This window comes from Micromonospora sp. NPDC005087, from assembly GCF_042872965.1.
Taxonomy (GTDB): Bacteria; Actinomycetota; Actinomycetes; order Mycobacteriales; family Micromonosporaceae; genus Micromonospora.
The window spans coordinates 245,704-268,878 of sequence record NZ_JBIALB010000010.1; the positions used below are offsets into that span (position 1 = coordinate 245,704).

The 23,175-nt window shown below is 73.4% G+C and carries 24 protein-coding genes and 1 pseudogene; 20 read left to right on the forward strand and 5 right to left on the reverse strand.

The features are described 5' to 3' along the window. The first annotated feature begins 18 nt into the window (after window positions 1–18). The 6 genes from ACFYPS_RS23620 (at window position 19) to ACFYPS_RS23645 (ending at window position 8,076) form a co-directional block, all read left to right on the forward strand. Entirely contained in the window at window positions 19–357 is a 339-nt protein-coding gene (locus tag ACFYPS_RS23620; protein WP_007456507.1) for a P-II family nitrogen regulator, read from the forward strand. A gap of 16 nt (window positions 358–373) precedes the next feature. Next, window positions 374–2,704, forward strand: a complete 2,331-nt coding sequence (locus tag ACFYPS_RS23625; protein WP_387327017.1) for a [protein-PII] uridylyltransferase — start codon at window positions 374–376, stop codon at window positions 2,702–2,704. Between the two features lie 729 nt (window positions 2,705–3,433). Further along, window positions 3,434–4,594: a sensor histidine kinase gene (locus tag ACFYPS_RS23630; protein ID WP_354966929.1), complete on the forward strand. Its 1,161-nt coding sequence runs from the start codon at window positions 3,434–3,436 to the stop codon at window positions 4,592–4,594. Continuing rightward, the gene (locus tag ACFYPS_RS23635; RefSeq protein WP_354966928.1) at window positions 4,591–5,247 is read left to right on the forward strand and encodes a response regulator transcription factor; all 657 of its coding nucleotides are present in this window, start codon (window positions 4,591–4,593) and stop codon (window positions 5,245–5,247) included. Before ACFYPS_RS23630 ends, ACFYPS_RS23635 begins: the two co-directional genes overlap by 4 nt. 151 nt (window positions 5,248–5,398) lie before the next feature. Continuing rightward, a complete protein-coding gene (ffh, locus tag ACFYPS_RS23640) occupies window positions 5,399–6,958 on the forward strand; it encodes a signal recognition particle protein (RefSeq protein ID WP_354966927.1) in 1,560 nt (519 codons plus the stop codon). A 38-nt stretch (window positions 6,959–6,996) separates the two neighbouring features. Then, window positions 6,997–8,076 (forward strand): amidohydrolase family protein, encoded by a 1,080-nt coding sequence (locus tag ACFYPS_RS23645; protein ID WP_387327020.1) that lies wholly within the window; start codon window positions 6,997–6,999, stop codon window positions 8,074–8,076. 23 nt (window positions 8,077–8,099) lie between these two features. Here the strand turns inward: ACFYPS_RS23645 and ACFYPS_RS23650 are convergent, their stop codons facing one another. Then, window positions 8,100–8,702 (reverse strand): TetR family transcriptional regulator, encoded by a 603-nt coding sequence (locus ACFYPS_RS23650; protein ID WP_354966925.1) that lies wholly within the window; start codon window positions 8,700–8,702, stop codon window positions 8,100–8,102. A 152-nt stretch (window positions 8,703–8,854) separates the two neighbouring features. On the opposite strand from ACFYPS_RS23650, the gene proS reads away from it, so the two are divergent. From proS to ACFYPS_RS23710, 12 genes are all read left to right on the forward strand, one after another. Beyond that, window positions 8,855–10,261, forward strand: coding sequence for a proline--tRNA ligase (gene proS / locus ACFYPS_RS23655; protein ID WP_354966924.1), 1,407 nt, complete (start codon window positions 8,855–8,857; stop codon window positions 10,259–10,261). Window positions 10,262–10,336: 75 nt separating this feature from the next. Then, complete coding sequence (locus ACFYPS_RS23660) at window positions 10,337–10,984, forward strand: DUF402 domain-containing protein (protein ID WP_387327023.1); 648 nt, start codon at window positions 10,337–10,339, stop codon at window positions 10,982–10,984. A 241-nt stretch (window positions 10,985–11,225) separates the two neighbouring features. Next, entirely contained in the window at window positions 11,226–11,741 is a 516-nt protein-coding gene (gene rpsP / locus ACFYPS_RS23665) for a 30S ribosomal protein S16 (RefSeq protein ID WP_354966922.1), read from the forward strand. Next, window positions 11,716–11,976 carry an RNA-binding protein gene (locus ACFYPS_RS23670; protein ID WP_172862164.1) on the forward strand — a complete coding sequence of 87 codons (261 nt, stop codon included), beginning with the start codon at window positions 11,716–11,718 and terminating at the stop codon, window positions 11,974–11,976. Before rpsP ends, ACFYPS_RS23670 begins: the two co-directional genes overlap by 26 nt. After that, window positions 11,976–12,590, forward strand: a complete 615-nt coding sequence (rimM, locus tag ACFYPS_RS23675) for a ribosome maturation factor RimM (RefSeq protein ID WP_354966921.1) — start codon at window positions 11,976–11,978, stop codon at window positions 12,588–12,590. Before ACFYPS_RS23670 ends, rimM begins: the two co-directional genes overlap by 1 nt. Window positions 12,591–12,600: 10 nt before the next feature. After that, window positions 12,601–13,374 carry a tRNA (guanosine(37)-N1)-methyltransferase TrmD gene (gene trmD / locus ACFYPS_RS23680; RefSeq protein WP_074319223.1) on the forward strand — a complete coding sequence of 258 codons (774 nt, stop codon included), beginning with the start codon at window positions 12,601–12,603 and terminating at the stop codon, window positions 13,372–13,374. Between the two features lie 143 nt (window positions 13,375–13,517). After that, a complete protein-coding gene (rplS, locus tag ACFYPS_RS23685) occupies window positions 13,518–13,874 on the forward strand; it encodes a 50S ribosomal protein L19 (RefSeq protein WP_354966920.1) in 357 nt (118 codons plus the stop codon). 181 nt (window positions 13,875–14,055) lie between these two features. Then, on the forward strand, window positions 14,056–14,925 hold the full coding sequence (gene lepB, locus ACFYPS_RS23690; protein ID WP_387327026.1) for a signal peptidase I: 870 nt from the start codon (window positions 14,056–14,058) through the stop codon (window positions 14,923–14,925). A gap of 10 nt (window positions 14,926–14,935) precedes the next feature. Continuing rightward, complete coding sequence (gene lepB, locus ACFYPS_RS23695) at window positions 14,936–15,571, forward strand: signal peptidase I (RefSeq protein ID WP_354966918.1); 636 nt, start codon at window positions 14,936–14,938, stop codon at window positions 15,569–15,571. 49 nt (window positions 15,572–15,620) lie between these two features. Then, the gene (locus tag ACFYPS_RS23700; protein WP_354966917.1) at window positions 15,621–16,109 is read left to right on the forward strand and encodes an NUDIX domain-containing protein; all 489 of its coding nucleotides are present in this window, start codon (window positions 15,621–15,623) and stop codon (window positions 16,107–16,109) included. Next, the gene (locus ACFYPS_RS23705; RefSeq protein WP_354966916.1) at window positions 16,103–16,915 is read left to right on the forward strand and encodes a ribonuclease HII; all 813 of its coding nucleotides are present in this window, start codon (window positions 16,103–16,105) and stop codon (window positions 16,913–16,915) included. Before ACFYPS_RS23700 ends, ACFYPS_RS23705 begins: the two co-directional genes overlap by 7 nt. Then, window positions 16,912–17,235, forward strand: a complete 324-nt coding sequence (locus ACFYPS_RS23710; protein ID WP_007075222.1) for a DUF2469 domain-containing protein — start codon at window positions 16,912–16,914, stop codon at window positions 17,233–17,235. The genes ACFYPS_RS23705 and ACFYPS_RS23710 overlap by 4 nt, the downstream gene beginning before the upstream one ends. Window positions 17,236–17,298: 63 nt before the next feature. Here ACFYPS_RS23710 and ACFYPS_RS23715 read toward each other — a convergent pair whose 3' ends face one another. Further along, window positions 17,299–18,477 (reverse strand): sulfite oxidase, encoded by a 1,179-nt coding sequence (locus ACFYPS_RS23715; protein WP_354966915.1) that lies wholly within the window; start codon window positions 18,475–18,477, stop codon window positions 17,299–17,301. A 117-nt stretch (window positions 18,478–18,594) separates the two neighbouring features. Further along, entirely contained in the window at window positions 18,595–19,227 is a 633-nt protein-coding gene (locus tag ACFYPS_RS23720) for a class I SAM-dependent methyltransferase (protein WP_354966914.1), read from the reverse strand. A gap of 143 nt (window positions 19,228–19,370) precedes the next feature. Here ACFYPS_RS23720 and ACFYPS_RS23725 point away from each other — a divergent pair, with 143 nt between their 5' ends. Continuing rightward, on the forward strand, window positions 19,371–20,051 hold the full coding sequence (locus tag ACFYPS_RS23725) for a M23 family metallopeptidase (protein WP_354966913.1): 681 nt from the start codon (window positions 19,371–19,373) through the stop codon (window positions 20,049–20,051). Here the strand turns inward: ACFYPS_RS23725 and ACFYPS_RS23730 are convergent. Both ACFYPS_RS23730 and ACFYPS_RS23735 read right to left on the reverse strand, forming a co-directional pair. Then, window positions 19,972–21,153, reverse strand: a complete 1,182-nt coding sequence (locus tag ACFYPS_RS23730) for an aminotransferase class V-fold PLP-dependent enzyme (protein ID WP_354966912.1) — start codon at window positions 21,151–21,153, stop codon at window positions 19,972–19,974. The genes ACFYPS_RS23725 and ACFYPS_RS23730 overlap by 80 nt on opposite strands. Window positions 21,154–21,205: 52 nt before the next feature. Beyond that, on the reverse strand, window positions 21,206–22,228 hold the full coding sequence (locus ACFYPS_RS23735) for a tyrosine recombinase XerC (RefSeq protein ID WP_354966911.1): 1,023 nt from the start codon (window positions 22,226–22,228) through the stop codon (window positions 21,206–21,208). A 154-nt stretch (window positions 22,229–22,382) separates the two neighbouring features. On the opposite strand from ACFYPS_RS23735, the pseudogene ACFYPS_RS23740 reads away from it, so the two are divergent. Beyond that, a pseudogene (locus tag ACFYPS_RS23740) lies at window positions 22,383–23,081 on the forward strand (transposase family protein); the annotation flags it as partial. Window positions 23,082–23,175 lie beyond the last annotated feature (94 nt).

The following is a 23,175-nucleotide window of genomic DNA, read 5'->3' on the forward strand; positions in this document are numbered from 1 at the left end:
GGGATGGAGGGGTTGGACATGAAGCTGGTGACCGCGGTCATCAAGCCGTACCAGCTGGACGCGGTGAAGGAGGCTCTGCACGCCCTCGGGGTGGCCGGGCTGACCGTCAGCGAGGTTCAGGGGTACGGGCGGCAGAAGGGGCACACCGAGGTCTACCGGGGTGCCGAGTACACGGTCGAGTTCCTGCCCAAGATCCGGGTCGAGGTGCTCACCGACGAGATCGACGTGGAAAAGATCGTGGACGCCATCGTCGGTGCAGCCCGCACGGGCAAGATCGGCGACGGCAAGGTCTGGGTCACCGGTGTCGAGGAGGTCGTCCGGGTTCGTACCGGCGAACGCGGCCTCGACGCGCTCTGACCGGGCCACGACCGACATGACCTCGTTGATCAAGGGGAACGCGTCAGGGCACGCCGGCGACGGCGACGCGGGCCGCTTGATCAACGAGGTCGTCGGCCTACCCGGGGGGATCGGCGAGCCGGCCCGGCTGGCCCGGGCGGCAGCGTACGACGACTTCCTGCGGGGTTTGCTGCCCGCGCGTGCGGGCGTGGCGCTGCTCGCTGTCGGTGGGCTGGGCCGGCGGCAGTGCGCCCCGTACGGTGACCTCGACCTGGTGCTGCTGCACGCCGGTGTACCCGGCACGGACGAGCTGGCCGCCGCGGTCTGGTACCCGATCTGGGACGCCGGCCTGCGGCTGGACCACTCGGTGCGGACCGTCGCCGAGGCGCTCTCGGTGGCCCGGGACGACGTCAAGGTCGCCCTCGGGTTGCTCGATGCCCGGCTGGTGGCCGGCGACCGCGCCCTGGCCGACGCGCTGGTCCGTGCCGCCGCCGACCACTGGCGGCGGACCGCCGTCCGCCAGCTGCCCGGCCTGCGGGAGGTCACCGCCGCCCGCTGGCAGGCCCACGGCGAGCTGGCCTTCCTGTTGGAGGGCGACCTCAAGGAGGCCGCCGGCGGGCTGCGCGACGTGGGGCTGCTGCGGGCGATCTCCGCCGCGGGGATCACCGACGCACTACGTCCCGCCGTGCGCGCCGCACACCTGCGCCTGCTGGACACCCGGGACGCCCTGCACCAGCAGGTCGGCCGCCGGGTCGACCGGCTGGTCGCCCAGGAGCGTGACGGGGTGGCCACGCTCCTCGGCCTCCGACAACTCCAGCTCGGCGCGTCTGACGCCGCGCGGCGCCCTGGAGCCGTCGTAGAGGACGGCGATGCCCTCCTGCGCCGGGTCGCCGGGGACGCGCGCACGGTCAGCCACGCCCTGGACGACGCCTTCCGCGCCGCCGACCGGCTGCGCTCCGGCCGCTCCCGGGGCGGGAACGGACGCCCGGTGCGCCGACCGGTGGCCCGGGACGTGGTGGAGCACGACGGCGAACTGGTGCTCGCCCGCACGGCGATCGGAGCACGCCCCGACCCGAGCCTGTCACTGCGGGTGGCCGCCGCCGCGGCCGCCACTCGGCTGCCGATAGCCCGCGCCACCTGCGAGTGGCTGGCGGCGTACTGTCCGCCGCTGCCCGCGCCCTGGCCGGCCGGGGCCCGGGCCGCGCTGACCACCCTGCTCGGCGCCGGTCCCGGCCTGGTGCCGGCCTGGGAGACCTGTGACCGGTACGGGCTGGTCGACGGCTGGCTTCCCGAGTGGGCCCGGCTGCGCAGCCTGCCCCAGCACAACCCCGTGCACCGGTACACCCTCGACCGGCACCTGGTGCAGACCGCGCACGAGGCCAGCCGACACTCCCGCGAGGTGGACCGTCCGGACCTGCTGCTCCTCGGCGCCCTGCTGCACGACATCGGCAAGGGGTTGCCCGGAGATCACAGCACGGTCGGTGTGCCGCTGGCCGAGGCGGTGGCGACCCGGATCGGCCTGCCCACCGGCGAGGTCGAGCTGATCGGCACGCTGGTCCGGCTGCACCTGCTGCTGCCCGACGTGGCCACCCGCCGGGACCTGGCCGACCCGGTGACCATCGCATCGGTGGCCGAGGCGGTCGGCGACACCGGCACACTCGACCTGCTGCACGCGCTGGTCCGGGCGGACGCGGCGGCCACCGGACCGGCGGCCTGGTCGGACTGGAAGGGCCGGCTGGTCGCCGAACTGGTCGCCCGGGTCCGCACCGCGCTGGACACCGGCGTGCTGCCCGAGCCGCCGACCCCCGACCCGGCGCTGCTGGCCGGGCCTCTGCCGGTCGTCCACCTGACCGGGGACCGAGTAGCGGTGGCGGCGGCGGACCGGCGCGGCCTGCTCGCCACGGTGGCCGGCTGCCTGGCGCTGCACCGGTTGGAAGTGATCTCCGCGGACGCCTCCGTGGTCGACGGCCGGGCCCTGGTCGAGTGCCGGGTGCAGCCGCGCTACGGCCTGCCGCCGGACCCGGTCCCGCTCCGCGCCGACCTGCGGCGAGCGGTATCCGGCGACGTGTCGGTCACCCAGCGGCTGCGCGGCCGTGCGCTCGCCGCCCGGGGCGGCGGCGCGGCCCCCCGGGTGGTTTGGCACCGCGAGGCGGCCACCGACGCGGTGCTGCTGGAACTGCGCGCCGCCGACGCCGCCGGGCTGCTCTACCGCGTCACCTGTGCGCTCGACGAGGCGGGTGCCCTGGTCCGCGCGGCCCGCATCTCCACCCTCGGCGCCGACGTGGTCGACGCCTTCTACCTGGTCGGCGGCTGGCCGGACGACGCCACCCGAGCCCGCCTGGAGACCGCAGTCCTTGCCGCCGTCTGACCCGCGATCGGATCCGCCCCGAAGCCCCGGCCGGTGCCCGCGCTGCGCTGTCCGACGCGCGGCGCTGCGCCGTCCGACGCCCGGCGCTGCGGCGTCCGCCTAGCCGACGCGGCACCTCATTGCTCTGCTAGGCCCAGCACACCCCCGGGCGGGGGGACGCCGCCCACCGGACGTGGTCCCTGCTGTCGGTACCGCGGCCGCCGCCGCTGTCCGGCTGCCACGCGCGCCTGCGTCTTCGGCGGCCCAACCCTCGTGCCAGCCCATCTCGCTCACAAGCGTTATACCTCAGAGTCATATTTATGCCTCAGAGGTATAACGCTCGCGGAGGTGTCCGCCGCCGGCCCGGGCGCGCTCGAGCCGTCCGGCGGGTCTCACCGCCCAGCGGGAGCGCTGTGGCGCCGTCCGGAGGGGGCCTTGTCCGGAAGGGCCCTGTCCGGAAGGGCGCCGTCCGGGGGTGTGCCTTCTGGGGGTGTGCCGGGGAACGGCGGCCGGTGAGAGGCGCGGGCCGGCGGGTGGCGCGGCCACCGGCAGCGGGCGGGAGCGGCAGAGCGGCGTGCGGCAGAGCGGCGTGTGGCAGGGCTTTTGGGGCAGGGCGGCGTGTGGCAGGGCGGCGTGCGGCGAGGCGGACAGGGGCGGGGGCCCTGGGGCGGCGGGTACGTCCGGGGGCGTAGCTGCGGTGCCGCTCGTGGACGCACGCCGGGCGGCTTCGGCGCGGGCAGAATGACGGCCATGCGAGGGAGCGGGCAGCGAGGGTGGCAGGAGACGGCCGTTGACGCGGCGCTCGCCCTGGTGCTGCTCGGATTCGCGCTGCTCGCGACCGGCCTGGCCGGGAACAACCAGCCGGGGTCGAGGCCGGTGGACGCCGCCTGCCGGGTGCTGATCGCGGTCGCCGCGCTGGCCCTGCTGGCCCGACGCCGCGCCCCGGTCGCCACCCTGGCCGTGGTCACCGTGGCAACCACGGCGTACCTCGTGCTCGGCTACCCGTACGGTCCGATTCTGCTCACTTTCCTGATCGCGGTGTACACCGTGGCGGCGCGACTGCCGGTGCGGCTTGCGGCGCTTGCCACCGGCGGCGCGTTCGTGCTGCTGCTGACACACGTCTTCTGGTCCCGGGGTCCGGCTCCGGGCTGGGCCGCGGTGCTGCCCGCGTCGGCGTGGGCGGTCGTACCGTTCGCGGCGGGGACGGTGGTGCGGGTCAACCGCGAGGCGACGGCCCGCAGTCGTGCCGAGCAGGCTCGCAGCCGCGCCGAGCAGGCCCGGCGACAGGCCGACGAGGAGCGGCTGCGCATCGCTCAGGAGGTGCATGACGTGGTGGGGCACGGGCTGGCCGCGATCAGCATGCAGGCGGAGATCGCCCTGCACCTGCTGCCGAAACGGCCGGAGCAGGCGGAGACCGCGCTGACCGCGATCAGCCGGACCAGCCGGGAGGCACTCGACGAGCTGCGGGTCACTCTGGGGGCCGTGCGGCGGGGCGCGGAGCGTGGGCCGGTGCCCGGCCTGGCCCGACTCCCGGCGCTGCGCGACCGGCTCGCCGGGGCTGGTCTCGCCGTCGAGCTGCGGGTGGTCGGTGATCCCCGGGAGCTGCCGAACCCGGTGGACCTGGCCGCGTACCGGGTGGTGCAGGAGGCGTTGACCAACGTCCTGCGCCACGCCGGGGTGGCCAACGCGGACGTGACGGTCGGCTACCGCGTCGACGAGTTGACCGTCGAGGTCACCGACCGGGGCGCGGGCGCGGCCGGCGACGTGTTGGATCCCGCCGGCGACGGCGGGCACGGTCTGGCCGGGATGCGGGAGCGGGTCGACGCGCTCGGTGGGCGGCTGCTCGTCGGGCCGCGCCCCGACGGCGGTTTCCGGGTGTACGCCCGGCTGCCGGTGGAGCCGTCCGCGTGATCCGGGTGCTGATCGCCGACGACCAGGACCTGGTCCGGCTCGGGCTGCGCGCGCTGGTGGAGAGCGAGGACGACCTGGCGCTCGCCGGTGAGGCGGCCGACGGACTGCGGGCGGTGGAGCTGGCCCGCCGGGAACGGCCGGACGTGGTGCTGATGGACATCCGGATGCCGGGCATCGACGGGATCGAGGCCACCCGTCGGATCGTCGCCGACCCCGACCTGGTCGGCACACGGGTCGTGGTGCTCACCACCTTCGAGCTGGACGAGTACGTCTTCGACGCGCTGCGGTACGGGGCGAGCGGGTTCCTCACCAAGGACACCCGGCCGGCCGAGCTGCTGCGGGCTGTCCGGCTGGTCGCCGAGGGGGAGGCGCTGCTGTCGCCGTCGGTGACCCGGCGGGTGGTGCGGGAGTTCGCCACCCGCCCGTCCCGGGCGCCCCGCCCGCACCCGCGGCTCGACGCGCTCACCGACCGGGAGCGCCAGGTGGTCGGCCTGGTCGGTGAGGGGCTGAACAACGAGGAGATCGCCGCCCGGCTGGTGGTCAGCCCGGCGACCGCGCGTACCCACGTCAGCAGGGCGATGGGCAAGCTGGGCGCTCGGGACCGGGCGCAGCTCGTCGTCTTCGCGTACCAGTCGGGGTTGGTGTCCGGATAAACGGCGGCGGCCGGGCGCGGCGGGGCGGCCGGGACGCGGCCCGGGCCGGGCGACAGCGGCCGTGCAGCCGGCCCGCTACCCTTGCGGTGGTCGGACTCCGCACTGCCGGCCACGTTGTGCCCGCCGGAACACTGACAAACGGGATGTTCGCGTGTTTGACACCTTGAGTGACCGCCTGTCCGGGATCTTCACCAAGCTCCGCGGCAAGGGGCGGCTCACCGACGCCGACATCGACGCCACCGCGCGCGAGATCCGCCTCGCGCTGCTGGAGGCGGACGTCGCGCTGCCGGTCGTCAAGGGCTTCATCGCGGCCGTCAAGGAGCGGGCCCGCAGCTCCGAGGTCTCCCAGGCGCTGAACCCGGCCCAGCAGATCATCAAGATCGTCAACGATGAGCTGATCAACGTGCTCGGCGGCGAGGGCCGGCGGCTCCAGTTCGCCAAGCAGTCCCCGACCGTGATCATGCTGGCCGGCCTCCAGGGCTCCGGTAAGACCACCCTCGCCGGCAAGCTGGCCCGCTGGCTCAAGGGCCAGGGGCACCAGCCGCTGCTGGTCGCCGCGGACCTCCAGCGTCCCAACGCCGTCGGGCAGCTCCAGGTGCTCGGTGGCCGGGCCGGCGTCGAGGTGTACGCCCCGGAGCCCGGCAACGGCGTCGGCGACCCGGTCCAGGTGGCCCGCGCGTCGATCGAGCACGCGAAGCGGGCGGCCCGGGACATCGTCATCGTCGACACCGCCGGCCGGCTCGGCATCGACGCCGAGATGATGCAGCAGGCCGCCGACATCCGCGACGCGGTCCAGCCGGACGAGGTCATCTTCGTCATCGACGCGATGGTCGGTCAGGACGCCGTCCGCACTGCCGAGGCGTTCCGCGACGGTGTCGGCATCACCGGTGTGGTGCTCTCCAAGCTCGACGGCGACGCCCGTGGTGGCGCCGCGCTGTCGGTGCGCGAGGTGACCGGGCAGCCGATCCTGTTCGCCTCCACCGGCGAGAAGCTGGAGGACTTCGACGTCTTCCACCCCGACCGGATGGCCAGCCGGATCCTCGGCATGGGCGACGTCCTCACTCTGATCGAGCAGGCCGAGCAGGCCTTCGACTCCGATCAGAAGGAGAAGATGACCGCCAAGCTGATGGGCGGCGAGCAGTTCACCCTGGAGGACTTCCTCGACCAGCTCATCGCCGTGCGGCGGATGGGTCCGATCGCCAACGTGCTGGCCATGATGCCCGGCATGGGGCAGATGAAGGACCAGCTGGCCGATCTGGACGACACCCACTTCGACCGGGTCACCGCGATCATCCGGTCGATGACCCCGGGCGAGCGGACCAACCCGAAGATCATCAACGGCTCCCGCCGGGCGCGCATCGCCAACGGCTCCGGAGTCACCGTGATGGACGTCAACCAGCTGCTCAACCGCTTCGCCGACGCGCAGAAGATGATGAAGCAGATGGGCGGCATGATGGGCCTGCCCGGCGGTGGCCGGCGCAAGGCGACCAAGTCGCCGAAGAACAAGCGGAAGGGCACCAAGGGTGGCGGTCGGCCGCGTACCGGCGCCGGTGCCGGGATGCCGGGCGGCTTCCCGGGCGGTATGCCGCAGCTCCCGCCGGGGATGGACCCGAACGACCTCGCCGGGGGCCAGGGGCTGCCGCCCGGCTTCAAGCTCCCGAAGATCGACTTCAACAAGCTCGGCAAGGGTGGCGACAAGGGCCCCCGCTGATTCCGCAGACGCCGGGCTGATCGGGTAGGACTGTGCGCATGGCTCTTCATGTGCGCGGTGTGCTGCTCCCCGACGACGAGGTCCGGGATCTCTGGCTGGTCGGCGACCGGGTGACCTTCACCCCGGTGCCCGACGTGGAGACGGTGGTCGACGGCGGTTTCGTCCTGCCTGGGCTGGTCGACGCGCACTGCCACATCGGCATCGCCCGTGGCGGTGCCCCGATCACCTCCCTCGATCAGGCCCGCGAGCTGGCCCACGTCGACCGGGACGCTGGCGTGCTGGCGATCCGCGACGCCGGCTCGCCGTACCCGTACCCCGAACTCGACGACGAACCGGACCTGCCGCGACTGGCCCGGGCGGGCCGGCATGTCGCGCCGCCGAAGCGCTACCTGCGCGACATCGGCGTGGAGGTCGGCGCGGCCGAGGTGGCCGCCACGGTGGCGGCTCAGGCGCGGGCCGGCAACGGCTGGGTCAAGCTGGTCGGCGACTGGATCGACCGCGGCGTGGGTGACCTGGCGCCGGCCTGGGACGCGGACACCCTCACCGCCGCCGTGCGGGCCGCGCACGACGCCGGGGTACGCGCAGCGGTGCACACCTTCTCCGAGTCGGCGGTGGAGATCATGGTGCGGGCCGGGGTGGACTCGGTCGAGCACGGCACCGGGCTGAGCCTCGACCTGATCGACGAGATGGCCCGCCAGGGCACCGCGCTGGTCCCCACGATGATCAACATTGCCACCTTCGACGGCATCGCAGAGCAGGCGCGGGCCAAGTTCCCCGGGTATGCCGAGCACATGCTGGCACTGCGGGACGGATTCCCGGAGGTGGTGCGGGCCGCACACGAGGCGGGCGTGCCGATCTACGTGGGCACCGACGCGGGCGGCGGCATCGACCACGGGCTGGCCGCCGAGGAGATGCTGCTGCTGCACGAGCGGGCCGGGATGGCGCCGATCGACGTGCTGGCCGCAGCCTCCTGGGGCGCCCGGGAGTGGCTCGGTTTTCCCGGCCTGGTCGAGGGCGGCCTCGCCGACCTGACGGTCTACCCCGAGGACCCACGCCACGACCTGCGCGTCGTCCGTGCCCCGTCCCGCACCATCCTCCGGGGCCGCGTCATCCGCTGACGCCCCGCGCGCGGCCCGTGGGGTTAGTGGGTTGGGCGGGCCGTCGCCGCGAAGAGGCGTATCGCCAGGTCGGTCAGGGCTGAGGCGGTCTGGTCGATCGGGGAGCGGGGAAGCACGATGTGGCTCACCACCAGGCGGACGATGCTGTCGGCGGCGAAGGCCAGCGCGGCCGGGTCGGCTCCCGGCAGGTGGTCTCCGGCCCACTCGATCAGCGCGCCGGAAGCCTCGGTGAGCACCACCTCGGCCCGGGTGGTCAGATATGGCAGCAGCTCGTCCGAGCCACCCCGGGCACTGGTCAGGATGGCCTTGACCAGCGGGTTGTCCGCTGCCGTGGCGAGGGTGCGCGCGATGGCCGCGTATGCCCCGGCCCGCACGTCGTCGCCGTTCGCGACAAGTGCGGCACGGACGTCGCCGACGAACCGGTCCACCTCGCGCCGGGCCAGCGCCTCGGCCAGCCCCGCCTTGCTGCCGAACTCGTTGTAGACGGTCTGCCGGCTCACCCCGGCCGTGGTGGCCACCCCACCCATCCGGACCGCGTCCCAGCCGCCGGCGATGGTCCGCGTACGGGCGGCGTCCACGATCGTGTCCCGCAGTTGCTGGCGCGGCGAGCCGGTCGATGCAGTCATGGTGGTCGAATTCTACGGGGGCACCGTCGCCACGCCCAGAGCTGCCACGACGACGACAAGCCGGGCGTGACACCGCACGACGGGCGGGCGCGACACGGCACGGCCACTCCCGGACGCGGTGTCCCCCCGTGTGGCGCATAGGATGTGCGGTCATGGCACGCGTGCTCACTCCCCGTGCGGAGGACTTCCCCCGCTGGTACCAGGACCTGATCGCCAAGGCGAAGCTGGCCGACAACGGCCCGGTCCGCGGCACCATGGTCATCCGCCCGGCCGGCTATGCCATCTGGGAACGGATGCAGGCCGAGATGGACGCCCGGATCAAGGCGGCGGGCGCGGAGAACGCGTACTTCCCGCTGTTCATTCCGGAGAGCTACCTCAAGCGCGAGGCCCAGCACGTCGAGGGCTTCTCGCCGGAGCTGGCGGTGGTCACTCACGGTGGCGGCAAGCAGCTCGCCGAACCGGTGGTGGTGCGCCCCACCAGCGAGACGGTCATCGGCGAGTTCATGGCCAAGTGGATCGACTCGTACCGGGACCTGCCGCTGCTGCTCAACCAGTGGGCCAACGTGGTCCGGTGGGAGCTGCGCCCGCGGATCTTCCTGCGTACCAGCGAGTTCCTCTGGCAGGAGGGGCACACCGCGCACGCCACCCGCGAGGACGCCCGGGCCTACGCCCGGCGGATCCTGCACGAGGCGTACGAGGACCTGATGGTCAACGTGATCGGCATCCCCGTGGTGGTGGGTCTGAAGACGGCCCGCGAGCGGTTCGCCGGTGCGACCGCCACGTACACCTGTGAAGGCATGATGGGCGACGGCAAGGCGCTTCAGCTGGGCACCAGCCACGAGCTGGGCCAGAACTTCGCCAAGGCGTTCGACATCAGCTACTCGTCGGCCGAGGGTGGCCGGGAGCACGCCTGGACGACCTCCTGGGGCACCTCGACCCGGATGCTCGGCGGGCTGATCATGGCGCACGGCGACGACAACGGCCTGCGGGTGCCGCCGAGGCTGGCCCCGATCCAGGCGTACGTCATGATCGTCAAGGACGGCGAGGGCGTCGCCGAGGCGGCGGCCAAGCTGCGCGACGGCCTGCGTGACGCCGGTGTCCGGGTCGCGCTCGACGACCGCACGGACACCGCGTTCGGCCGCCGGGCCGTCGACGCCGAGCTGCGCGGCTATCCGGTACGCGTCGAGGTCGGCCCCCGCGACCTGGCCGCCGGCAACGCCGTGGTGGTGCGCCGTACCGACGGGTCGAAGTCCCCGACGCCGGTGGCCGACGTGGTCGGCGTGGTGCTGGCCGCGCTGGAGACCGACCAGCAGGTGCTGCACGACCAGGCGCTGGCCAACCGCGAGTCGCTCACGGTGGAGGTGGCCACCCTCGCCGAGGCGATCGAGGCCGCCGCGAACGGCTGGGCCCGGGTGCCGTGGTCGGCGGTCGGCGTGGCCGGCGAGGCCGAGGCGAACGGCCAGGGCGTCACGGTGCGCTGCCTGCTTCGCGCCGACGGCTCGGTGCCGGACTCCGAGGACGAACCCGACCTGATCGCCATCCTCGCCCGCGCCTACTGAGGCGGAAGGAAGGGCACCTTCTTAACGCCTGCGGTAGAGGAAGGGCCCCCTGTTAACAGCCCCGGAGGTGGTGCGGTGCGCTTCGAGTCGGGTCGGCTGATCATGCACCGCAGCGTGCGACGCGGCCGGATCGGATGGGTCCGGCCGGGCCGGGTGGTCAGCGACGACGAGCGGGGCCTGCTGGTCTGGATCGCCCGGGACTCGCCGGTCGCCCACGAGGTGAGCGAGGCGGGGCTGGGGATGCGGGCGATGCCGTTCGCCCAGTGGATCTCGTCGGCGTACCGGCTGGAGCACGGGCGCTGGAACGGGCCGCCGCTGCTGAAGTTCCTGCCCACCGGTGCGGCGCACTCCGTCTGGTGGTTCCGGGACGCGCAGGGCCGGTTCGCCCACTGGTACGTCAACCTGGAGGAGCCCGGCGTGCGCTGGGACGACGGCCCGGTGGCCGGCGTCGACGTGGTGGACCAGGACCTCGACGTGGTGGTGCACCCGGACCGCAGCTGGCAGTGGAAGGACGAGGAGGAGTTCGTCGAGCGCCTCGCCTTCCCGGACGACTACTGGGTGGCCGACGAGAAGGCGGTTCGGGCCGAGGGGGAGCGGGTGATCGCGCTCGCCGAGGCCGGAGAGTTCCCGTTCGACGGCACCTGGTGCGACTTCGCGCCTCCCGCCGACTGGGACGTACCGGACGAACTTCCGCCGGGCTGGGACCGTCCGCCGGTGCGCTGAGGGGTGTTCCGGGTCACCGGTCCGGGCGAGCCGGGCGCGGTGTCCGGGTCCGGTGCGAGAGATCGGCGGCGGATCTGGCAGAATGGGTCGCTGGTATCCGGCGCGCGTCCGGCGCCCTCTAACCCAGGCGCGTCGCCAGTCCACCGAGTAGTCTCCGGCCCAACCCCACTGTGCCGTCGGCGCTCACCCATACACACCGCCCGTACCGGGCTGGTGAGATCGCAACAGGAGCGAAACAACTGTGGCCGTAAAGATCCGGCTCCTGCGGATGGGTAAGATCCGCAACCCGCAGTACCGCATTGTCATCGCCGACTCGCGCACCAAGCGTGACGGCCGGGCGATCGAGTTCGTCGGGGTGTACCAGCCGAAGGAAGACCCTTCGATCATCGAGGTCAAGTCGGAGCGGGTCCAGTACTGGCTGTCCGTCGGCGCTCAGCCGAGCGAGGCGGTGCAGCGGCTGCTGGAGCTGACCGGTGACTGGCAGAAGTACAAGGGCCTGCCGGCCCCGCCGCCGCTGAAGGTCGCCCCCGAGCGGGCCGACCGCAAGGCGGCGTACGAGGCTGAGGCGAAGGCCGCCGCCGGGCTCGCCCCGGAGACCCCGGCCAAGCCGGCCAAGAAGGCCGCCAAGGCCGCTGAGGCTCCGAAGGCCGAGGCTCCGGCTGAGGCTCCGAAGGCCGAGGCTCCGGCTGAGGCGCCGAAGACCGAGGCTCCGGCCGAGGCCCCGGCTGCCGCTGCCGACGCCGGTGAGCAGGCCTGATATGCCTCTGCGTCCGGCGTTGGAGCACCTGGTCAAGGGCATCGTCGACCACCCGGACGATGTCCGGGTGCGGATGGTCGATTCCCGTCGGGGCAAGCGGCTGGAAGTCCGCGTGCACCCCGAGGACCTCGGCACTGTGATCGGGCGGTCCGGCCGGACCGCCAAGGCGCTGCGCCAGGTGATCGGCTCCATCGGCGGGCGCGGGGTACGCGTCGACATCGTCGACTCGTACTGATGCAGCTCGTCGTCGGCAGGATCGGCAAGCCGCACGGTGTCCGCGGTGAGGTCACCGTGGAGGTGCGGACCGACGAGCCCGAAGCACGGTTCGCCCCAGGCACGGTGCTGCGCACCGAGCCTGGGGCGACGCCCCAGACTGTGTCCCCGCGCAGCAGCGGCGTGCTGCGCACCGAGCCTGGGGCGGTTCCGCCGCCCCCGGCCACGGACGGGCCCGGGGTGCTGTTCCGGGTCCCGGCCGAGCTGACCATCGAGGAATCCCGCTTCCATCAGGGCCGGATGCTGGTCGCGTTCGCCGGGATACTGGATCGCGACGGCGCCGAGGCGCTGCGCGGGACCCTGCTCGTGGTGGACAGCGCCGACGTGGAGCCCCCGGAGGACCCGGAGGAGTTCCACGACCACCAGCTCGTCGGGCTGGCCGTGGTCACGCCGGGCGGCGAGCGGCTGGGCGAGGTGGCCCGGATCGACCACGCCCCCTCCTCCGACCTGCTGGTGCTGCGACGCCCCGAGGGGCGTGTCGCGTTGATCCCGTTCGTCCGGGCGATCGTTCCGGAGGTCGACCTGGCCGGTGGACGCGTGATCGTCGACCCACCCGCCGGACTGCTCGACCTTTAGGACCACCCGCATGCGCGTCGACATCGTGTCGATCTTCCCGGAGTACTTCGCCCCTCTCGACCTGTCGCTGATCGGCCGGGCCCGGGCCAATGGCGTACTCCAGTTGGCCGTGCACGACCTGCGGACCTGGACCCACGACGTGCACCGCACGGTCGACGACACCCCCTACGGCGGCGGTCCGGGCATGGTGATGCGCCCGGAGCCGTGGGGCGGCGCGCTGGACGCGCTCGCGCCGGCCGAAGCCCCGCCGCCCCGGCTGCTGGTGCCCTCGCCGGCCGGTGTCCCGTTCACCCAGGCCATGGCGCACGAGCTGGCCGCCGAGCCGCACCTGCTCTTCGCCTGCGGTCGGTACGAGGGGATCGACCAGCGGGTACTGGCGCACGCCGCGACCCGGATGCCGGTCACCGAGGTGTCGCTCGGCGACTACGTGCTCTTCGGCGGCGAGGTGGCGGTGCTGGTCGTCCTGGAGGCGGTCACCCGGCTGCTGCCCGGTGTGCTGGGCAACGCCGGCTCGCTGGACGAGGAGTCGCACGCGCACGGGCTGCTCGAAGCGCCGATCTACACCAAGCCGCCGAGCTGGCGCGGGCACGACGTGCCGGAGGTGCTCCGCTCCGGCGATCACGGCAAGATCGCCCGCTGGCGGCGCGAGGAGGGTCTGCTGCGCACCGCCGCCCGGCGCCCGGACCTGCTCGCCGCGCTGCCCGCCGATCAGCTCGACAAACGGGACATCGCGGCGCTGGACCGGGCCGGATTTCAGCCGCCGCCGGGGGATGTGGCAAAGTAGAGGGGTTGCCGCATCCGTCCGCGCCCGCGGGCGGCTGCGAGGATCCTCGACCGGGGTCGGCACGCCGACCACCACCCGGGGATCAGAACCACCCACCCGCGCACCGAGTGACGGTGCGCCGTGAGCCTCACGAGGACGCAGCGATGAACATCCTGGACGCCCTTGACGCCCAGTCGAAGCGGACCGATCTTCCCGACTTCCGTGCCGGTGACACCGTCAAGGTGCACGCCCGCGTCGTTGAGGGCGCCCGGTCCCGTGTCCAGATCTTCCAGGGCGTCGTGATCCGCCGCCAGGGTGACGGTCTGCGCGAGACCTTCTCGGTCCGCAAGGTCAGCTTCGGTGTCGGCGTCGAGCGGACCTATCCGATCAACGGCCCGGGCATCGACCGGATCGAGATCGTGACCCGCGGTGCCGTGCGCCGCGCCAAGCTGTACTACCTGCGCGAGCTGCGCGGCAAGAAGGCCAAGATCAAGGAGAAGCGGGAGAAGCAGCCCAGCTGACTTCCCGCTCGCCACGCCGCCTGAGCTGCGCGTATGCCGTACCGACCGGACCGCACTACCCTGGTCGTACGGGCGCAGCGAGGCGGCGGCCCCGCCCATGTGGCGGGCAGCCGTCCACAACCGCCCGTGGGGCCTCGACGAGGCTCCCGGGCGGTGGTGTTTCTGCGGACCGGGGAGTGGCGTGGTGCAGACGCTTGACGAGGACGGCACCGTCGATCCGTGGCGCCGGCGGGCCCGCCGCACCCGCCGGCAGATGCCGCTCTGGCAGGAGCTCCCGCTGCTGCTGGTCGTCGCGTTCTGCCTCGCGGTGCTGATCCGCACCTTCCTGCTCCAGGCGTTCTTCATCCCGTCCGGTTCGATGGAGGACACGCTCCTGATCGGCGACCGCGTGCTGGTCAACAAGGTCGTCTACGACGTCCGCGACCCGGTACGCGGCGAGGTGGTGGTCTTCCGGGGCACCGACCGCTGGGCACCGCAGGTCGACGAGCAGCCGGCGCCGGGCTTCGCCGGCAAGCTCACCCGGACCGTCGGTGACCTGGTGGGGGTGAGCCGCCCCGGCGAGAAGGACTTCATCAAGCGGGTGATCGGTCTCCCCGGCGACCGGGTCAAGTGCTGCGACAGCCAGGGCCGGGTCACCGTCAACGGCACTCCACTCGACGAGCCGTACGTGGTGCGCGACTCCCCGCTGGACCTGCCACCCAACCCGGGGGAGTGCCGCTCCCGGCGTTTCGACGAGGTCGTCGTGCCGCCCGGCCAGATCTTCGTGATGGGCGACCACCGGCTGGTGTCCCAGGACGCGCGCTGCCAGGGCCCGGTGCCGATCGACAACGTGGTCGGCCGTGCCTTCATGGTGGTCTGGCCGTCCTCCCGGTGGAATCCGCTGTCGGTGCCGTCGACGTTCGACGACGTGTCCGGGCCGGCTGCGGCGTCCTCGGGCGCGCCCCCGGTCCGTCCGACCCCGCAGGGCGGTGTGCTGCTGCTTCTTCCCCTGGTAGCCGCGCTGCGGGGTTCCCGCGCGTTCCGGACGGTGACGTCTGGCCCGGCAACGTAGGCTCCTTGGCGTGATTGACGAGCAGACCGACAAGCCCCGTAGTTCCTTCTGGAAGGAGCTGCCGATCCTGCTGGGTGTGGCGATCCTGGTAGCGGTGCTGGTCCGCGCCTTCGTGCTGCAGACCTTCTTCATCCCCTCCCCGTCCATGGAAAACACCCTCAAGATCGATGACCGGGTGCTGGTCAACAAGCTGGTCTACGACTTCCGGTCACCGCACCGCGGCGAGGTGATCGTGTTCAAGGCGCCGATCGAGTGGAGCGGCAACCCCGACGGTGAGGACTTCATCAAGCGGGTGATCGGCGTCGGTGGTGACCACGTGGTCTGCTGCGACCCGCAGGAGCGGCTGGTGATCAACGGCAAGTCGCTCGACGAGCCGTACATCTTCTCGATGGACGGGGTCCGCGACAAGCCGGCGGACCAGGAATTCGACATCACCGTGCCGAAGGGGCGGCTGTGGGTGATGGGCGACCACCGGTCGGCCTCGGGCGACTCGCTGGAGCACTGGCAGCAGTCCGGGCAGAACATCACCGAGGCCACGATCCCGGAGGGCGAGGTGGTCGGGCGGGCGTTCACCGTGTTCTGGCCGGTCAACCGGGCCACCTGGCTGACCGTGCCGGATCAGTACGACGGCATTCCGAAGCCGTAGGCCCGACGGGGGCGTGGGCGATCCGCCGCCGGTCTGGCAGGCTGGGGGCGTGACCGTCTACACCCCTCGACGCGCCGCCCGCGTGCTGCTCGTCGACGCGGCCGGCCGGGTTCTGCTCTTCGACGGCTTCGACCCGGCCCGCCCCGGGCACCGCTACTGGTTCACCCCGGGCGGTGGGCTGGATCCGACGGAGTCACCGGCGGCGGGCGCGGCCCGGGAGTTGGCCGAGGAGACCGGGTTGCGACTCGACCCCGCCGAGCTGGGCGAGCCGGTCTGGTCCGAGATGACCGAGTTCCCGTTCGACGGTGTGTGGTATCGCCAGCAGCAGGTGTTCTTCCTGGTCCAGGTGTCGTCGTGGCAGGTGGACACCGCGGGCTTCGACGACGTCGAGCAGCGCAGCATCGCCGGTCACCGCTGGTGGTCGCCGGACGAGCTGGCGGCCAGCGATGAGCGGTACTACCCGGTCGAGCTGCCCGCCCTGCTGACCACGCTCCTGCGACCGACGGTCGGCGTCGGCCGGGACGAGGGCTCGTGCTGACCCCGCCGCGCACCGTCGTGCGCCGGGAGGCCGGGCTGTACGCGCTGGAGCGGGCGTTGCAGCGGCGCGGCTTCCGGCAGGTCGCTGGTGCCGACGAGGCCGGTCGGGGCGCGTGCGCCGGTCCGCTGGTCGCCGCCGCGGCGGTGCTGCCCGAGGGGCGACGGGGCGAGATCGACGGGCTGGCCGACTCCAAGCTGCTCACCCCGGCGAGCCGGGAGCGGGTGTACGCGGAGGTCGTGGACCGCGCGCTGGCGTACGCCGTGGTGGTCATCCCGGCCGAGGAGGTCGACGCCAGGGGGCTGCACGTGTGCAACCTGTCCGCGATGCGCCGGGCGCTCGCCTCGCTCACCACCCGGCCGGAGTACGTGCTGACCGACGGCTTCGGCGTGGACGGCCTGGGGGTGCCGGGGCTGGCGGTGTGGAAGGGCGACCGCGTGGCGGCCTGCGTGGCGGCGGCCAGCGTGCTCGCCAAGGTCACCCGGGATCGGATCATGGTGGAGTTGGACGGGGTGTTCCCGGCGTACGGCTTCGCCGAGCACAAGGGCTACATCACCCCGGAGCACTCCGCGGCGCTGCGGGAGCACGGGCCGTGCCGGGAGCACCGGTTCTCGTACGTCAACGTCGCCGCGGTCTCCGGTCGCGACGGCCGGCCGCCGCGCGCCCGTCGGCCCGTCCAACCGGGCCCGGATGAGCCGATGGAGCGCTCCTGGGCGTCAGGGAGTACCGTCGGCGTGGCGTTGGGCGAGCAGCTTCGGCCTCCGGCGCCGGTGGGGGAAGATGTGGTCATGGAAGGCGGAGTGCGATGAGCGCGGAAGATCTCGAGAAGTACGAGACCGAGATGGAGCTGCAGCTCTACCGGGAGTACCGCGACATTGTCCGCCAGTTCTCCTACGTGGTGGAGACGGAACGCCGGTTCTACCTGGCCAACCAGGTCGACCTGCACGTGCGCAACTCCGACGGCGAGGTCTACTTCGAGGTTGAGATGCACGACGCCTGGGTGTGGGACATGTACCGTCCTGCCCGCTTCGTGAAGAACGTCCGAGTGATGACTTTCAAGGACGTCAACGTCGAGGAGCTGGAGAAGCCGGACATCTCGCTCCCCGCCGACTCCGGCTTCGGCGGCTGACCGCTCCCGTACCGTCCGGCGCCACCACGGGCCCCCCACCCGTGGCGTAGCCCACGCCGCCGGTCATTCGGCCGGCACCACGACCTCAACCCGCTGCACCAGGTTGTTGGCGAAGCCGCCCCGGTTCCACGGCTGCTCAACCGGCTGGGTCCGCCCGGAGGCGTCCGTCGCCCGCGCGCCGAGCACGTACCGGCCCGGCGTCGCCGTCCACTCGTGCCGCCACCGTCGCCAGGCGAAGTCGCCGCCCTCCGCGGCGTCCAGCTCCGCCGGCACCCAGGTCGTCCCGCCGTCAGTGGTCACCTCCACGGAGACCACCGGCGCGTGCCCCGACCAGGCCCGACCGTCCAGAGTGCACGGCCCCGGCCGGAGCACGCGGCGGCGGGACATGAAGTCGGGGAAGCCGGGCGGGCGGACCAGCGCGCGTGGCTCGATCCGGGTGACCGGAACGCCCGGGTCGTCGGCGTCGCGGCGCAGCCGGTAGGCGACCGCGTTCTGGTAGCCCTCGAACGGTTCCGTCCGGACGTCGATCGAGTGGAGCCACTTCACGTGCGCCATGCCGTACCAGCCCGGCACGATCAGCCGCAGCGGCGCACCGTGCTGCGGCAGCAGGGGAGCACCGTTCATCTCGTACGCCAGCAGCACCTCCTCGCGCAGCGCGTCGGCGACGGGCAGCCCGCGCTGGTAGTCCTGCTCGACCCCGCGCTCGACGCCGTGATCGGCGCCGGTGAAGACCACGTCGACCGCGGCCGGGTCGAGACCCGCCTCGCGCAGCAGCGGCGCCAGCGGGGTGCCGGTCCATTCGGCGTTGCCGACCGCCTCGACCAGCCAGGGCTGGCTGACCGGCCGGGGGTCCAGCAGGACCCGGCCGTTGCCGGCGCACTCCAGGGTGACCCGGTGGGTGACCCGGGGCCGTTCACGAAGCTCCGCCAGGCTGACGGTCAGCGGCCGGTCCACCGCACCGCCGACGGTCAGCGCGTGCGTGGCCGGGTCCAGCTCCGGGATGTCGTAGTGGATGAGCAGGTAGTGCAACCCCGCCGGGGTGACGTCGTAGCGCAGCGCCTCCAGCGGGATGCCGTGGTTGCGGGCGGCGAGCTGCAACTCCTCGGCGCTGATCGCCTCGCCCGGCTCAGCGAGCCGGGACGGGCCGCTCACCTCGGCGACCGTCGGCGCGTCGGCCGCCCCGAGGTGCGGAGTCGGGACGTCCTGCTGAGACCCCGACGTCCGGTCATCGACAGTGGTCATAGGGGCCTCCCCGGCTCGGACGGCGGCACTGCGCTCGCACTCGGACCAGCCTAGGCCCTCTGCGACGGCCCGAGCGCGGCCCGGTGCGCGCGACGCCTCCGGTGCGGGGTGGCAGGGTCATCGGGGGAGGAAGCGGAACATCGTCAACCCGGGCGGCAGAGGCCGGGGACGGTTGAGGTGGCGGTGCACGCCGACGCCGACCCGGTCCGCCGGGCGACCTACCGCGACCGGTGCGAATCCCTCCTGCGCGAACCAGTCACAGACGGCGGGCACCAGATCCGGCTCGCGCCGATGCCGGGTCCAGATCACCGTGCCGCCCCTCGCGCAGAGCGCGGCAGAGTGCCCCACGGTGGCCCGAACGTCGGCGTCCGACACGTTGCCGAACACCCCGCAAAGCAGCACGAGGTCGGCCGGGACCAGATCGGCGTACGCGTCGGTCACCGCCGCGTCGCCGACCACCACCTGTACGCCGCTGAGACCAGCCGTCCGGGCGGCGTCCTCGGCCACGGCGGCGTTGCGCGGGTCCAGCTCGACCAGGCGGGCGGTCACGTCGTGGCGGCGCGGGTGGGTGGCGAGCACCGGGATCAGGTCCCGGCCCTGACCGGCGCACGCGCTGATCACCCGGAGCGGCCCAGCCGGCGCCCCGTCCAGTGCCGCCCGAACCTGCTCCCGCACCTCAACCAGCCGGGCGGCCAGCGCCGAACCCGGCTGGTCGTAGTCGTCATGCCAGGCAAGCCAGTCCCGAGCCATCGGCCCAGCATAGGCAGCGTCCGCCGGCCCGCGACATAGCAGATCATCGAGGGCCTTGAGTGGTCGTCCACAGCAGCCCTATTTGTCCACAGCCCGGCTGCTCGGGGGTGGCAGGCGGCCCCGCCCGGTCGCAGGCTGCCGTCATGCGACCGCCACCCGCCCCGCGCACCGTCCCGATCCGCCGCACCGTGCTGCTCTGCGCCGCGTTCCCGCTCGCGCTGACCGCCCAGCTCAGCTGCCTGGCGCTGCTGGTCGCGGCACTGCCCGGCCGCCCGCCGACGCTGGTCGTGCCGGTCGCGGTCGTGGCGCCCGACCCGACGGACACCGGCCCGGGGCGGTTCCGCTGGCCGGTCGACGGGCAGCCCCGCCCGGTGCGCCGATTCGACCCGCCGCCCCAGCCGTGGCTGGCCGGGCACCGGGGAGTGGACCTGGCCGCCCCGGCCGGCGCGGTGATCCGCAGCGCCGGGCGGGGCACGGTGCTCTTCGCGGGCCTGGTGGCCGGTCGACCGGTGGTCACCGTGGGGCACGCCGGCGGGCCGCGCACCACCCACGAGCCGGTGCGACCGTCGGTACGCCCCGGCCAGCCGCTCGCCGCCGGTGCGCCGCTGGGTGAACTGCTGCCCGGGCATCCGGGCTGCCCCGCCGTCGCCTGCCTGCACTGGGGCCTGCGCCGGGGCGCGGAATACCTCGACCCGCTGGCCCTGCTCGGCCTCGGCCCGGTACGCCTGCTCCCGGTCGGCGGGGTCAGCGCTGGGCGAGCAGCGCCGGCAGCCGCACGGCCAGCCGTTCGTACTCGCCGGCGGCGTTGTAGACCTGACCGGTGAGCCGCAGCCACCCCCGGCCGTTCCAGCTCATCACCGCCACCTCGGCGGCGAGCCGCTCGCCGATGCGCGTCTGCAGGGCCCGCGCCGCGTCGATGGTGGTGGCCGTGCCGGCCGGCAGCGGGATGATCCGCAGAGCCACCGCGGGCCCGCCGGGGTCGGGCAGGTGGGCGGGAGGCACCCCCAGCGCGTCCCCCACCACCCGCTGGCCGTACGCGGCGAGCGCGGCGTTGTGCTCCCGGACCCGGTCGACGCCCAGGCTGCGCAGCGTGAAGAGGCCCGCCGGGGCGGCCAGCCACGAGGTGTAGTCCAGGGTGGCCTGCCATTCGATCCGGGCCGGGAAACCGGTGTCCTGCTCCCACGAGACCACCAGCGGCTCGATCCGGTCCCGCCACGGCGCGCTCACCGCGAGCAGGGCGGTGCCGCGTGGGGCGTACCCCCACTTGTGCAGGTTGCCCACCCAGAAGTCGGCGCCGATGCTGGTGACCGGGGTCGGCAGCATGCCCGGCGCGTGCGCGGCGTCCACCAGGACCGGAACGCCGTGTTCGCGGGCCACCCCGACGATGGCGGCGGTCGGGAAGAGCCGGGCGGTGGCCGAGGTGAGCTGATCGACGACGAGGAGCCGGGTCCGCCCCGGGCGTAGGCCGGCGCGGACGGTCTGCACGATCTGCTCGTCGGTGGCCGCCAGCGGGATCGGCAGCACCCGGCCAACCGCTCCGGTCCGGCGGCACTCCCGCTGGATGGCCAGGCTCACCGCCCCGTACCCGTGGTCGGTGCTGAGCACCTCGTCACCGGGCTGCAGCCCCAGCGACTGGAGCACCACGGCGACGCCGGTGGTGGTGTTGCCGACCAGGGCGCTGCCCTCCGGGTCGGCGCCCAGGAAACTGGCGAGGTGCCGGCGGGTGTGCCCGATCCGGTCGACGAGCCCCTGGGTGAAGAAGCGCAGCGGGTTGGCCTCCATCTCGTCGCGCAGCCGCTGTTGGGCTCGCTGCACGCCGATCGGCACCGCGCCGAACGAACCGTGGTTGAGGTGGCTGACCGCCGGGTCGAGGGAGAAGAGCAGGCGGGCGCCCGGGATCGGCTCGGGGGGCTGCGGGACGCTCACCTGATGATCGTAACCGCCGGTCGATCACCGCCGAGCGGTTCGCTCGTCGGGGTCAGGCGCGCGGGTGGGCCTGGCGGTAGGCGGCGCGCAGCCGATCCACCGAGACGTGCGTGTAGATCTGTGTGCTGGCCAGCGACGAGTGGCCCAGCAGTTCCTGCACCGCGCGCAGGTCGGCGCCGCCCTCGAGGAGGTGGGTGGCGGCGGAGTGGCGCAGCCCGTGCGGGCTGGTCCGGGGGAGGCCGGTGGCCTCGGCGTACCCGCCGACGATCTGGCGTGCGGTGGTCGGGTTGAGTCGGCCGCCCCGGGCACCGAGCAGCAGCGCGTCGCCCGAGCGGGCGCCAACCAGCGCCGGGCGGCCCCGCCGCAGCCAGTCGTCGAGTGCTCGCTGCGCGGGCACCCCGTACGGCACCGAGCGCTCCCGACCGCCCTTGCCGAACACCCGGATCACCCGGCGGCCGTGGTCGACGTCCCCGACGTCCAACCCGCAGGCCTCGCTGATCCGCACGCCGGTGGCGTAGAGCAGTTCCAGCAGCACCCGGTCGCGAAGCCGTACCGCCTCGACCGCCGTCCCTTCCGCCGGGCCGGGCTTCGCCTCGTCCGGCGGCTCAGCCGTTGTCGGCCCGGTCGGTGTGGAGGCGGGGGTCAGCCGGGTTGGTGCCTCGACCAGGGCGGCGGCCTGGTCGGCGCGCAGGACGGTGGGAAGTTCCCGGTGCGCGCGAGGGCTGGCGAGCGCGGCGCCCACGTCGGCGGGGAGCAACCCGGCACGGTGTGCCCAGGCGCTGAACGCCCGCGCCGACGCGGCCCGCCGGGCCAGGGACGTGCGGGCGGCACCGGTCGTCCGTTGCCGGGCCAGCCAGCTGCGCAGCACCGACAGGTCCAGCTCGGCCAGCTCGACACAGCCCATCCGAACGGCGTGGTCGAGCAGCGAGACCAGGTCGGTGACGTACGCGCGGACGGTGTGCGTCGACCGGTTGCGGACCCGGGACAGGTAGTCGGCGAAATCGTCCACCGCGTCGCGCAGCGCTGGCGGCAGCTCCTGGTGGGTGGCCCGGGTGCCCCGGGCAGGCCCGCTCATCGCCGCCAGGTGGGCGGCGCCGTGGTGCGGGCCGGTCGATGGGCCGGCGCACCCCCGCTGACAGTCGGCACGACAATCAGCCTACGGCCGCGCGTCGCGTGCCGCCGGCCACGACAGTGCCGGTGTCGTCGGTGCCGGTGACGTCGGTCTCGGCTTGGCGGTAGCCGCCCAGTTCCGCCGGCTGGTCCGCCTGGTCGCCGAGCGTGGCGGTGACGCGATCGCTGACGGCCGGCCGGGCCGGCAGTGGTCTCTCGACCTCTCTGACCGGGTGCTGCTGGTCGCCGCGTACTGGCGGACGAACCTGACGATGCACCAGATCGGCCCGTTGTTCGGGGTGTCGCACTCCGCCGCTCACCGGGTCATCGACACCCTCGGCCCGCTCCTCGCACTGGCCCCGGTTCGTCGGCGCCGGGTCGACCAGATCGCGATCGTCGACGGCACCCTCATCCCGACCCGGGACCACCGCCTGGCCGCCCCGAGCAAGAACTACCGCTACTCAACGAACCTGCAGGTCGCCATCGACGCCCACACCCGCCTCGTGGTGGCCCTCGGCGACCCACAACCCGGCAACCGCAACGACACCATCGTCTACCGCACCAGCGGCATCGACCAGAAGCTGGCCGGACGGCCGGTGATGGCCGACGGCGCCTACCGCGGCAACCCAGAGGTGATCATCCCGTACCGCAAGCCAGCCGACGGCAGCGAGCTACCCGAGTGGAAGGACGACCTGAGCAGACAGCACCGCACCGTCCGAGCACAGGTGGAACACGCCCTGGCCAGGATGAAGTGCTTCAAGATCCTCCGCGACTACCGTCGCGCCGCCCACACATTGACCGACGCTGCTTCCGGCATCGTCCTCAACGCGGCGGCTGCCGCCGACCTGCTCGCAGTGATCAGCCAGGCCCGGCCTCAGCCAGGACACCACGAGCCACTGCCTCCGGCAGCCG

Bases quoted from the DNA above. Each gene is read 5' to 3' on its own strand.
- ACFYPS_RS23620 (WP_007456507.1), top strand. From the start codon at position 19: ATGAAGCTGGTGACCGCGGTCATCAAGCCGTACCAGCTGGACGCGGTG.
- ACFYPS_RS23625 (WP_387327017.1), top strand. From the start codon at position 374: ATGACCTCGTTGATCAAGGGGAACGCGTCAGGGCACGCCGGCGACGGC.
- ACFYPS_RS23630 (WP_354966929.1), top strand. From the start codon at position 3,434: ATGCGAGGGAGCGGGCAGCGAGGGTGGCAGGAGACGGCCGTTGACGCG.
- ACFYPS_RS23645 (WP_387327020.1), top strand. From the start codon at position 6,997: ATGGCTCTTCATGTGCGCGGTGTGCTGCTCCCCGACGACGAGGTCCGG.
- ACFYPS_RS23650 (WP_354966925.1), bottom strand. From the start codon at position 8,702: ATGACTGCATCGACCGGCTCGCCGCGCCAGCAACTGCGGGACACGATC.
- proS (WP_354966924.1), top strand. From the start codon at position 8,855: ATGGCACGCGTGCTCACTCCCCGTGCGGAGGACTTCCCCCGCTGGTAC.
- rimM (WP_354966921.1), top strand. From the start codon at position 11,976: ATGCAGCTCGTCGTCGGCAGGATCGGCAAGCCGCACGGTGTCCGCGGT.
- trmD (WP_074319223.1), top strand. From the start codon at position 12,601: ATGCGCGTCGACATCGTGTCGATCTTCCCGGAGTACTTCGCCCCTCTC.
- rplS (WP_354966920.1), top strand. From the start codon at position 13,518: ATGAACATCCTGGACGCCCTTGACGCCCAGTCGAAGCGGACCGATCTT.
- ACFYPS_RS23710 (WP_007075222.1), top strand. From the start codon at position 16,912: ATGAGCGCGGAAGATCTCGAGAAGTACGAGACCGAGATGGAGCTGCAG.
- ACFYPS_RS23715 (WP_354966915.1), bottom strand. From the start codon at position 18,477: ATGACCACTGTCGATGACCGGACGTCGGGGTCTCAGCAGGACGTCCCG.
- ACFYPS_RS23720 (WP_354966914.1), bottom strand. From the start codon at position 19,227: ATGGCTCGGGACTGGCTTGCCTGGCATGACGACTACGACCAGCCGGGT.
- ACFYPS_RS23725 (WP_354966913.1), top strand. From the start codon at position 19,371: ATGCGACCGCCACCCGCCCCGCGCACCGTCCCGATCCGCCGCACCGTG.
- ACFYPS_RS23735 (WP_354966911.1), bottom strand. From the start codon at position 22,228: ATGAGCGGGCCTGCCCGGGGCACCCGGGCCACCCACCAGGAGCTGCCG.